Consider the following 11,982-nt stretch of genomic DNA (forward strand, 5'->3'; position numbering starts at 1 on the left):
GCCGCTGCCGCGTCTGCCGGGGCACCGGAACCATCCGCTAACCCACCATCCACCCCGCACCAACAGGAGTGATCCCCATGACGGATGACGCGCCACCACCCACCACCCGTGCCGCTGCGGCGGCCCACCCCGGAAGGTCACCACCATCACCCCGCACCCCACCACCCCGGCTGACCGGCGCGCCGCCCTCGACCGCGCGGCGCGCCTGCGTCAGCTCCCCGAAGCAGACCGAGACGCCCTCCGCATCGCCCAAGACCCCGACTTTCCCCGCTGGCTGCAACAGATCACCCAAACCGGCGGCTGCGCTCATCCCGTGCACCTCTCCGGTTCCACCACGACCCTGGACGGCACAACCGGCGAGATCCTCCGCCACTACGACACCCGCAACGAACCCGGCGAACGCCTCCTGGTCCGCTGCCGCAACCGCCGGGCGACCGTCTGCCCCGCCTGCTCCCGACTCCACGCGGGCGACACCTTCCACCTCGTCCGCGCCGGTCTCATGGGCGGCAAGAACGTTCCCGCCACCGTTCGCACGCGGCCCCGTCTCTTCGTCACCCTGACTGCCCCCTCCTTCGGAGCGGTGCACCGTGCGGGGCAAACATGCCGCCCTCGCCGTGACGGCGGCGCCTGCGAGCACCGCCGTCCCCTTGGCTGCCACACCGTGCACGCCCCCGACGCCCCCGTTGTCGGACAGCCCCTCTGCACGGACTGCTACGACTACACCGCACACGTCCTGTGGCACGCCCACGCCTCCAAACTGTGGGACCGCTTTGTCATCGACGTCCGGCGGCGCCTCGCCTCCTCGGCGGGCATCGTCCAGTCCCGCTTCGCCCGCCACGCCCGGCTGTCGTTCGCGCGCATCGCCGAGTACCAGAAGCGCGCGGCCGTCCACGTGCATGCCGTGGTTCGCCTCGACGGGCCGGACGGTCCCGCCGAAGATCCCCCGGCCTGGGGCACGACGGATCGGCTCACCCGCGCCGTGCACGCGTCCGCCCGGCGCGTCTCAGTCTGCACCCCCTACAGCCCGGCCGTCGGCGAACTGGAATTGAGCTGGGGCGCGCAGACCGACGTACGCGTCCTGCACGCCGACGGTGACGGGCCCGACGACGACGCCGTGGCCGCCTACGTCGCCAAGTACGTCAGCAAAGGCACCGCCGAGACGGGCGCCGGCACCGACCACAAAGTCACCACCTGCGACGACATCGACACGGCACCCGTCAGCCGACACGTCCGCACCCTCATGCACACCTGCTGGAACCTCGGCGGCCTCCCCGAACACGCACCGCTGCGCCTGCACACCTGGACCCACACCCTCGGCTACCGGGGCCACATCCTCACCAAATCCCGCGCCTACTCCACCACCTACGCCGCCCTGCGTGCCGAACGCGCCCACCACCTCGGCCACACCGACACCCCCGACGCGATCACGGATGCGCACTGGCGCTACGTCGGCTCCGGCCACACCCCCGGCGCCGCCCTCATCGCCGCTGGCGTCGCAGAAGACCTTGCGGAGTGTCGGCGACTCGGCGCAGATGCGATGCAGCAGGGAGGTGGGGCCGATCACTCCGCTGCCTAAACCTGAGCCTGGGAATGACAGGGCTACGAGCCTGATCGAAACCGAGATCGTGATCGTGGATGAGGACGGTACGGAAGCACCGTTCGACCCGGCGACATGGTTCGAATAGAACAACGGAGCCGCCTCCCTATGCGACGGGGAGGCGGCTCCGTTCATGGGTGGACGTGGTCAGAAGGCTTGCGCGAAGTCGTCCTCTCGGATGACGAGTCGTTCGCGTACGTCCTTCGGAATCAGAAGACGGAGATGCACCTTGGGGGCTCGGACCTTCGGCACCTTCGTACGGGTCACTTCGCAGCGGATGCCGACTCGGTACAAGTCGGCGGACATGGCCTCCATGCCGCCTTCCTGCCAGTGCTCACGGAACGTCTTACCGCCGTGGACGTTGACCCATCGATCCTTGGCCGTCTCGGGATCGATCGTTTCGAGCTCCCCAATGAGCTTGTCCAGCGTCGCCTCCGCCTGCTCCTTCGTGAACCGCGTCTTCGTGTAACGGCCTCCGGGTTCGAGCTCCTTCATATACAGAGCGATGGCCTCTTGAAGGCGCTTGATCTCCCTGCGCGCCTCGGCACCTTCGGCGTACTGGCGAACCTGCACGGGGAAGTCTCCGAGGACCTTCAGCACGTCCTCCACCAGACGCTCGTAGACCCGCTCCGGGTTGGGCGCGCCAAGACCTCCGCTCTTGCAGTTGCGGCACCGCAGGTACTGGTACGTCCCGAACTTGTTGTTCGTGATCTGTACCGTCATGTTCGTCTTGCAGGCGGCGCACAGCATCACGCCAAGGAACTGTGTCGCTCCGCCGACACGGCGCGGCGGCTGGTTCTTCGAGCGAAGATCGAGAGCGGCCCCGAGGGTTTCGAACTCCTCCTCGGTGAAGATGGCAGGAGCGACTTTGATCGGCCTGCCATCCTTGCCCAGTAGCGGCTTCGAGCGTCGCTGACCGCCGTTCTTGTCCTCCTCCACCCGGTAGCCGAGGAGCGCGGGATTGCGTAGACGGCGGTGGAGCGTCGCCACGGTGAGCCCCTGTGTCATCAGGCCGGACCGCTTTAGGCAGCGCACCATGAATCCGGCGGAGCGTCCCCGGAGGGCCATGCGTCGGGCCCAGTGCAGGGCCTTGGACGCCTCCGGGTCGACCACGAGAACGACTTTCCCCGTGTCGTCCTCGTCCGTGACGTACCCGTATGCCGGCTTCCCGATGATCCAGTCTTCCTGGGACTTTGCGTAGTCCCACAGACTCGTGACCCGGGTCGATGTGTTGGCCGCCTCGATCTCGGCGATACCACCGATGATCGTGACCATGATCTTCCCGGCGGTCGTCGTGAGGTCAAGGCTGTCGTTCTTCGAGACCAGGTTCTTGCCGCGCTTCAGGCTCCACTCGATCATCGTCGAGAGATCGGAAAGACGACGTACGAAGCGGTCGAGCTTCCAGAAGAGGAGCTCATCGAACTCGGGGGAGCGGTTGTTCAGCCACTCCCCGAGCTGCTTCCGCTTCCACGGCGGAACCTTCGTCGCCGACACGTTCAGATCGGATGCGACGCCGATGACTCGGCTTCCTCGCTCCCTGGCCAGGATGCGGAGATCCAATTCCTGCCGCACTGGTGACGTCGTGTCGTCCGTCAGCACCGATAAGCGGACCGACAGGAGAGCCCGGGGAGCATCCTCGGGGAGCAGGGCCTCAGCACGCTTGAGCTCTGCCAACAGGGCAAGGTCGGCTTCGGTCCACTCGGCTTCCACGCTGTAGGCCACTCGCTCTGTCGCAAGCCGCCGCTGTCCTCGTTTCCTCATGCTGAACAGCGTGGCGCAGTTTTAAGCGTTTTTCCATATGCCCCGCGATGGACACCGAGATCCAGGTCGGCCCGACCGGCAAGAAACTGCTGCCACTGACGGTCAAGTAGCGGCGGTCGTTTCTCGGGTGACGTAAGTCATGCTCCGGGTGTGACGTACTGTCAGTTTGGGTGGTTTGACCCGTGGACGAGATCATGGAGCACGGTCTTGGATGGCCGAGGGGGGCGGGTATCGGGTGTATTTCGTGAACGCCTAGCGAAGGCACCCTCCGACAAGTGAAGAGCAGTCGGCGTACCGCAACCTTCGAGCCAGTTTTCCCAGACCGACTCCTAGGACTGCAATGAACGCACGCAGCAAGACCGATTCCCGTCCGAACCGGCTCAGACATGCCGCCGCGCTGCTCGGTGCCGCGCCGCTGCTGCTCCTCGGCGTCACACCTGCGCACTCGGTGGTCGGCGAGCCCTCGACGGACGCCGGTCTCGGCTTCACCGCCCGGCTCTTGGTCGGTGACCACCAGCGGGGCTGCTCGGGCTCGCTGGTCTCGCCCGAGTGGCTGCTCACGACTGCCAGTTGCTTCGCCGAGGACCCGGCCGCCGACCTCTCCGTGCCGGCCGGCCCGCCCCGGCTGAAGACCGTCGCGACCGTCGGCGGCGAGAAGCGTAACGTTGTGGAACTGCGCCCGCACGGTGAGCGCGATCTCGTGCTCGCCCGGCTCGCGCAGCCCGTGCGGGGAGTGGCCCCCGTCGCCCTCGCCACCACGGGACCCGCCGCCGGACAGGACCTCACCGTGGCCGGACACGGCCGTACCGCGACCGAGTGGGCGCCGCTCGACAAGCACACCGGTACCTTCGCCGTCACCACTGTCGACGGCGCCGACCTGGTCCTGAGCGGCAAGGACGGAGCCTCGGTCTGCCAGGGCGACGCGGGCGGCCCGGTCCTGCGCACCGTCGACGGCCGCCCGGCGCTCGTCGCGGTCAGCAGCCGTTCGAACCAGGTGGGCTGCTTCGGCGTCGACTCCACGGCGGGAGCCACGAGCAGCGCGGTCGCCGCCCGCATCGACGACATCCGCGACTGGGTCACCGCGAACGCCGTGCCGACCCCCGCCGCCGACTTCGACGGCGACGGCCGTAGCGATGTGGGCGTGCTGTACGACAACGGTCAGGGCAGTGACGGGACCAACCGGACCGCCCTGTGGACGCTGACCAGCAACGGCTCCGGGTTCGGCGGGCCGGTGCGGGCCTGGGACAGCGCCACGGGCGGCAGCTGGGACTGGGGCCGCTCGAAGGTGGTCTCCGGTGACTTCGACGGCGACGGTCGCGGTGACGTGGGGGTGCTGTACGACTACGGCCGCCAGAGCGACGGGGTCAACCGGACCGCGCTGTGGACGCTGACCAGCAATGGTTCCGGCTTCGCTAAGCCCGTGAAGGTCTGGGACAGCGCCACGGGCGGCAGTTGGGACTGGGGCCGGTCGAAGGCGGTCTCCGGCGACTTCGACGGTGATGGTCGTGGTGACGTGGGGGTGCTGTACGACTACGGCCAGGGGAGTGACGGGGCCAAACGGAGCGCCCTGTGGACGTTGACCAGTAATGGTTCCGGGTTCGGTAAGCCTGTGAAGGTCTGGGACAGTGCGGGGTCGATCAGTTGGGACTGGGGTCGGTCGAAGGTCGTTTCCGGTGACTTCGACGGTGATGGTCGTGGTGATGTGGGTGTGTTGTACGGGAACGGTCAGGGGAGTGATGGGGCGAATCGGAGCGCGCTGTGGACGTTGACCAGTAGTGGTTCCGGGTTCGGTAAGCCTGTGAAGGTCTGGGACAGTGCGGGGTCGATCAGTTGGGACTGGGGTCGGTCGAAGGTGGTCTCGGGTGACTTCGACGGTGATGGTCGTGGTGATGTGGGTGTGTTGTACGGGAACGGTCAGGGGAGTGACGGGGCCAATCGGTCGGCCTTGTGGACGCTGACCAGCAACGGTTCCGGGTTCGGTGGGCCGGTGCGCAAGTGGGACAGTGCGGGGTCGATCAGCTGGGACTGGGAGCGGTCCAAGGTGGCGTCGGGTGACTTCGACGGTGATGGTCGTGGTGACGTCGGCGTGCTGTACGACAACGGTCGGGGGAGTGACGGGGTCAGTCGGACCGCCCTGTGGACGCTGACCAGTAACGGTTCCGGGTTCGGCGGGCCGGTGCGCAAGTGGGACAGCTCCGCGTTCGGCAGCTGGAGCTGGGGACGCAGCGAACTCACCTGACCGCATCCGGGCGGGGCGTTTCGGCGTCTGTGCCGGTATGGAGCTTGAGAAGCGGCCCGACGGCCGTCCGCAGGAGCCGCCGCGGCGATCGGACCCGGAGGGGTGCGTCGCCGCGGTGATCCGCGTTCCGGTGCGGATCGTCGTCCTGGTGCTGGTCGTACCGGTACGGATGGCGTGGGACGTACTGGTCGTCGCCGGGCGGTTCCTGCGGGACACCGTGTTCCGCCCGGCCGGACGGGCGCTGGCCTGGCTCGGGCGGGTCCTCTTCGTGTGGCCGCTGGTCGGGATCTGGCGGTACGCCGTCGTACCGCTGGGCAAAGGCGTGGCCCTGCTCGGACACGGGCTGCTCGTGGTGCCGGCGGTGTGGCTGTACCGGAGGGTGCTGACGCCGGCGGGGCGCGGGCTGTACGCGGCCCTCGCCTGGCTGGGGCGGTACCTCGTCGTCGTACCCGCCGCCTGGCTCTACGCCTGGCTGCTCACGCCGGTGGGCCACGGGCTCGCGTGGTGCGGGAGAGGGCTCGCCTGGTGTCTCGGCATGATCGTCACCGGTGTCGGCGCGGTCCTCTACTGGACCACCCGGGTGCTGGTGGTCCTGCCCGCCCTCGCCCTGTGGCGGTGGGTGCTCACCCCGGTGGGCCGGGTCCTCGCGGTCATCGGCAGGGAGGTCCTGGACGCCCTCGGGCACGCCTGGCGGATCGCGGGGTACGTCTCGCGCGCCTTCGGGCGGTTCCTCGGCACCCTGTGGCGGTGGACCGTGGCCGAGCCGGCCCGCTGGGCGTACCGGAGCGTGCTCACCCCGGTGGGGCACGCCGTACGGGACACCGTCCTGCGGCCCGTCGCCGACGCCGGACGGGCCGCGGGGCGGGCGACCCGGCAGGCTCTCGCCGCCGCCCGGCTGACCGTGCGGCAGGCCCGCGCCGACGTACGCCGGGCACTCTTCGGGGAGCCCGCGAAGCCGCGGCCGGTCGACCGGCGGGAACCATCCGTCGCCGAGGCACGTACTCTTGGTAGTAGTACGACCGCTCTCACGAAGGACTGAACGACACTGGGCAAGCGACAGCCCGAAGGCCCGCCGCCCGTACCCGCGGTGCAGCGCATCCGACTGCGCTACACCAAGCGCGGCCGCCTCCGGTTCACCAGCCACCGTGACTTCCAGCGTGCCTTCGAGCGCGCGCTGCGCCGCGCCGAGGTGCCCATGGCGTACTCGGCGGGGTTCACGCCCCACCCGAAGGTGTCGTACGCCAATGCCGCACCCACCGGCACGGGCAGTGAGGCGGAGTACCTGGAGATCGCGCTCACCGCGGCGCGTGACCCGGAGCAGCTCAGGGTGCTCCTCGACGCGTCGCTGCCCGCCGGGCTCGACGTCGTCGACGCGGTCGAGGCCCGGACCTCCGGGCTCGCCGACCGGCTGACGGCATCGGTGTGGGAGCTGCGGCTGGACGGGGTGGAGCCCGCGGACGCCGAGCGCGCCGTGGCGGCCTTCAACTCGGCCCCGGCCGTGGAGGTCCAGCGCCGGACCAAGAACGGCGTCCGTACCTTCGACGCCCGCTCCGCCGTCGCGAGCCTGGAGAGCGCCACCACGCACGGTTCACCGGCTGATAGGCCGACCGACCAGCCCTGTGCGATACTGCGGCTGGTTGTTCGGCACGTGACGCCTGCCGTACGACCCGACGACGTCCTGTCCGGTCTTCGCGCCGTGGCCGACCTGGCGCCGCCGGTCCCCGCAGCGGTGACCAGGCTGGCGCAGGGGCTGTTCGATGAAGAGACCGGTGCGGTGACCGACCCGCTCGCGCCCGACCGCGAGGCAGAAGCGCCCGAGCCGCAACCGGCCGCCGCTTCCGCCGCCGCGAAGGCGCCCGCGTAGGGAAGGTTCCGCGTAGGGACGGACGTCGTAGCGTCGCCCTCGAACTCGGGAGCCACCTGGGTCGGGCAGCGCACCGACCACAAGACTTTCGCCAGGCCGTGCACGACAAGGGGTACGGAACCGGCGAGACAAGACACGGAGAGCTTCCGAGCGGCGCCCGCGCCCCGGACGGCGGCGACCGCGCACCGCGCGAGCCGCGGACGTCACCGGCGGTCGATCAGATCGATGCCGGACCAGGCGCGGCGCCCGGGAGCCTGACGGGAGAAACCCCCGCATGCTCGAACCGACCGAACCCACCGAGTCGTCGACCACCTCGACCGACTCCGAGTCGAACACCCCGAGCGACACCCTGCCGCCGCGCCGTCGGCGCAGGGCCGCTTCCCGCCCGGCGGGTCCGCCGTCCGGCGGCTCCGACGCGCCGGCCGAGACCGTCGCGCCCGCCGAGGTGACCGCCACCACCGACGAGGCGGAAGAGACCGAGGAGACGGAGGCCGCGCAGGCCGCCGCCCCGGCCCCCGAGGCCGCCCCCGCCCGGCCGCGGCGCCGTGCGGTCCGCCGCGCCTCCGCGCCCGCCGGGACCCCGACGTCGACGGAGGCGGCCGAGACCGTCGTCGCGGCGCCCTCCGGTGCCGAGGCGCCCGTCGCCGAGCCGGTCGCCGAGGCCGGTGAGGTCACCGAGGACCCCGCGCCGCGCCGCAGCCGCCGCCGGGCCACGCGCAGCGTGACCACGCCCGCCGAGCCGGCCGCCGCCGAGACCGCCGCAGCCGCCCCCGCCGAGCCCACCGCCGCCGCGGAGGCCGAGCCCGCCGCCGCTCCCGCCGCCGGGACGGAGGCCGAGGACGCCGCGCCCAAGGGCCGCACCCGCCGTCGTGCCACGCGCCGCGTGGCCGCCCCGGCCGAGGCGCCCGCCGAGGCCGCCGCCGAGGTGAGCGAGCCCGCCCCCGAGCCCGTCCGTGAGCCCGCCCCCGAGGCCGCCAAGGACGCCGAGACCCCCGCTGCCGCCGAACCCGCCGAGCCCGTCGAGGACGCCGCTCCGCGCCGGGCGCGCCGCCGGTCCACCCGTAAGGCCGCCAGCGGTTTCGCCGCCCCGGCGCAGACCGCCGCCTCCGACGACGCCGACGCGCCCAAGCGCCCGTCCCGGCCCGCCGTCGCCGTGTTCCAGGCGCCCGTGTTCGCCGAGCCGCAGTTCCAGACGCCCGAGCGGGCCGCCGCCGAAGCCGCCGCCGAGGCGGCCGGTGCCGAGCCGGCGAAGCCCGCCGAGGCGGCCGAGGAGCCGTCCGAGGAGCAGGCCGCCGGGTCGCGTCGCCGTCGCCGCCGCAAGGGCGCCGCCGAGGAGGGCACCGAGGACCGGACGCCCGCGGCCGCGCAGGACGAGCGGGAGACCGACACCCGCGCCGCCACCCGGGCCGAGGCCGACACCGAGGCCGACTCCGACTCCGACGAGTCGGGCGAGGACCACGACGACGCCGACGGCTCCGAGGAGTCCGGCTCGCGCCGCCGCCGGCGCCGGGGCGGCCGTCGTCGTCGCCGCGGCGACTCCGCCGACGGCGACCTGAACGACGGCGAGAGCGAGCAGACCGCCGCCGAGCAGGCGGATCAGGACGCTGCCGACACCGCCGAGCAGGCCGAGGAGGATGCCGAGGAGGGCGCGGAGTCCGCCGGTGACGGTGGCGGCTCCAGCAGCAGCCGGCGCCGTCGCCGCCGTCGCCGCCGGGCCGGGGACGGCTCCGGGGACGGCGACGCGTCCACCGACGACCCCGAGCGCACCGTCGTCAAGGTCCGCGAGCCCCGCCCGCCGCGGGAGAAGAGCGAGCCCTCCGACGAGGTGCAGTCCATCAAGGGCTCGACCCGCCTGGAGGCCAAGAAGCAGCGCCGCCGCGAGGGCCGCGAGCAGGGCCGCCGGCGCGTGCCGATCATCACCGAGGCCGAGTTCCTGGCCCGCCGCGAGGCCGTCGAGCGCGTCATGGTCGTGCGCCAGCACGGCGAGCGCACGCAGATCGGCGTCCTGGAGGACGGCGTGCTCGTCGAGCACTACGTCAACAAGGAGCAGGCCACCTCGTACGTCGGCAACGTCTACCTCGGCAAGGTGCAGAACGTGCTCCCGTCGATGGAGGCCGCCTTCATCGACATCGGCAAGGGCCGCAACGCCGTCCTGTACGCCGGTGAGGTCAACTTCGAGGCGCTGGGCATGGCGAACGGCCCGCGGCGCATCGAGTCCGCCCTCAAGTCCGGCCAGTCGGTCCTGGTACAGGTCACCAAGGACCCGATCGGCCACAAGGGCGCCCGCCTGACCAGCCAGGTCTCGCTGCCCGGCCGCTACCTGGTCTACGTGCCCGAGGGCTCCATGACCGGCATCAGCCGCAAGCTGCCCGACACCGAGCGGTCCCGGCTGAAGACCATCCTCAAGAAGATCGTCCCCGAGGACGCGGGCGTCATCGTGCGCACCGCCGCCGAGGGCGCCAGCGAGGACGAGCTGCGCCGCGACGTCGAGCGGCTCCAGGCGCAGTGGGAGGACATCCAGAAGAAGGCCAAGAGCGGCAACGCGCCCACGCTGCTCTACGGCGAGCCGGACATGACCGTCCGGGTCGTGCGCGACATCTTCAACGAGGACTTCTCCCAGGTCGTCGTCAGCGGTGACGACGCCTGGCAGACCATCCACGGCTACGTGTCCCACGTGGCGCCGGACCTCGCCGACCGGCTGTCGAAGTGGACCAGCGAGGTCGACGTCTTCGCGACGTACCGGATCGACGAGCAGCTCGCCAAGGCGCTGGACCGCAAGGTCTGGCTGCCCAGCGGCGGTTCGCTGGTGATCGACCGCACCGAGGCGATGATCGTCGTCGACGTCAACACCGGCAAGTTCACCGGCCAGGGCGGCAACCTGGAGGAGACGGTCACCAGGAACAACCTGGAGGCGGCCGAGGAGATCGTGCGCCAGCTCCGGCTGCGCGACCTCGGCGGCATCATCGTCATCGACTTCATCGACATGGTGCTGGAGTCCAACCGGGACCTGGTGCTGCGGCGCCTGCTCGAGTGCCTGGGCCGGGACCGTACGAAGCACCAGGTCGCCGAGGTGACCTCGCTGGGTCTGGTGCAGATGACCCGCAAGCGGGTCGGCCAGGGCCTCCTGGAGTCGTTCTCGGAGACCTGCGTCCACTGCAACGGCCGCGGTGTCATCGTCCACCTCGACCAGCCGACCGCCGCCGGTGGCGGCGGCGGGAGCAAGCGCCGCAAGCGGGCGCGGGCCGGGGCCGACCAGCCGCACGAGCACGAGGCCGTGGCCGGCGTCGAGACCGGTCCGACGGCGGAGCAGGAGGCGGACACCGAGTCCGAGTCCGAGGTCGCCGCGGAGGTCGCCGAGCCGGTCGCCCTCCCGGCGCCCGACTTCACCCCGGACGAGGAGCTGTACAGCAGCGCCGCCGAGGCCGAGGCCGCCGCCACGCGCGGTCGTGGCCGGCGTCGCGCGAGCCGTCGGGCGTCCGCCCCGGCGGGCGCGCCGAAGGCCGGGAAGGGCGAGGCCGCGCGTGCCGGGGGCCCGACGGCGCAGGACGTCACGGTGCAGGAGGAGGTCGAGCGTCCCGTGCGGCGCGAGTCCGCCGCCGAGGTGCTGGCCGAGCCCGCGGCCGTCGAGGACGCGGTCGCCGGCGGTCACGTCACGGCACCCGCCGAGGCCCCCGCGGCGCCCGCCGCCGAGGAGGCCGCGCCCAACGGCCGTACCCGCCGCCGGGCCACCCGGAAGGTGTCCGCACCGGCCGGTTCGCCCGCGGGTGCGGAGGCCGCCGTACTGACGGTTCCCGAGACCGCGCCGTCCGCACCGGCCGCACCGGCCCCGCAGGCCGAGCAGGCGCCTCAGGCACCCGCCGAGGCCCCCGCGGAGCCCGCCGCCGAGGAAGCGGCCCCGGCCCGTACGCGCCGCCGGGCGGTGCGCAAGTCCACCGCGCCCACCGCGTCCGAGGAGGCGGCCGTCATGGTCGTCCCGTCGGCCGGTCCGGAGGAGGAGCAGGCCGCGTCGGACACGGAGGCCGCCGAGGAGGCCGCCCCGGCCAAGAAGGCGGCGGCCCGCAAGACGGCCAAGAAGGCGACGGCGAAGAAGGCCGCCACCAAGAAGACCGCGGCCAAGAAGACGACGACCGCGAAGAAGGCCACGGCGAAGAAGGCGGCCAAGACGACGACCGCCAAGAAGACCACGGCCAAGAAGACGGCGTCGAAGAAGACCGCGGCCGCCGCCCAGCAGGCACCGTCCTCGGTCACGGCCGCCACCGACGAGGCCTGACCCGGCACCCGTCGCAGCACCTGTGGCCCCGTTCACCCGGAATCCGGGCGGGCGGGGCCACGGTGCGCAGGCGGGCAGGGGCCCGGTTTGACCCCTGTCGTGCGGCCCCGTAATCTTGAGCGTCGGCGTGTCGAGTGACGCGTCACATCCCCGTAAACCTCTTTCCTTCCGGGTACGGGCCCTTCGCGGGCCCCGGCCGGGAGAGGCTGTCCGTGTGTCACCGGGTGGCTGGACTGCGGGGGTGCCGTTCC

Annotated in this window: 6 protein-coding genes; 5 read left to right on the top strand and 1 reads right to left on the bottom strand. The window is 71.8% G+C overall.

The window, feature by feature from the left end; all coding sequences use genetic code 11:
• The first annotated feature begins 205 nt into the window (after positions 1-205).
• The gene (locus ACFC1X_RS05240; protein ID WP_376349771.1) at positions 206-1,576 is read left to right on the top strand and encodes a replication initiator; all 1,371 of its coding nucleotides are present in this window, start codon (positions 206-208) and stop codon (positions 1,574-1,576) included.
• Between the two features lie 168 nt (positions 1,577-1,744).
• Here ACFC1X_RS05240 and ACFC1X_RS05245 read toward each other — a convergent pair whose 3' ends face one another.
• Positions 1,745-3,307, bottom strand: coding sequence for a recombinase family protein (locus ACFC1X_RS05245; protein WP_376349773.1), 1,563 nt, complete (start codon positions 3,305-3,307; stop codon positions 1,745-1,747).
• Between the two features lie 391 nt (positions 3,308-3,698).
• On the opposite strand from ACFC1X_RS05245, the gene ACFC1X_RS05250 reads away from it, so the two are divergent.
• From ACFC1X_RS05250 to ACFC1X_RS05265, 4 genes are all read left to right on the top strand, one after another.
• Positions 3,699-5,597 carry a trypsin-like serine protease gene (locus ACFC1X_RS05250; RefSeq protein WP_376348928.1) on the top strand — a complete coding sequence of 633 codons (1,899 nt, stop codon included), beginning with the start codon at positions 3,699-3,701 and terminating at the stop codon, positions 5,595-5,597.
• Between the two features lie 37 nt (positions 5,598-5,634).
• On the top strand, positions 5,635-6,636 hold the full coding sequence (locus tag ACFC1X_RS05255; RefSeq protein WP_376348929.1) for a hypothetical protein: 1,002 nt from the start codon (positions 5,635-5,637) through the stop codon (positions 6,634-6,636).
• A 48-nt stretch (positions 6,637-6,684) separates the two neighbouring features.
• Complete coding sequence (locus ACFC1X_RS05260) at positions 6,685-7,461, top strand: TIGR03936 family radical SAM-associated protein (RefSeq protein ID WP_125493032.1); 777 nt, start codon at positions 6,685-6,687, stop codon at positions 7,459-7,461.
• Positions 7,462-7,735: 274 nt separating this feature from the next.
• Positions 7,736-11,731 carry a ribonuclease E/G gene (locus ACFC1X_RS05265; RefSeq protein WP_376348931.1) on the top strand — a complete coding sequence of 1,332 codons (3,996 nt, stop codon included), beginning with the start codon at positions 7,736-7,738 and terminating at the stop codon, positions 11,729-11,731.
• The last annotated feature ends 251 nt before the right edge of the window (positions 11,732-11,982 follow it).

Source organism: Streptomyces sp. NPDC056128, from assembly GCF_042263835.1.
Classification (GTDB): domain Bacteria; phylum Actinomycetota; class Actinomycetes; order Streptomycetales; family Streptomycetaceae; genus Streptomyces.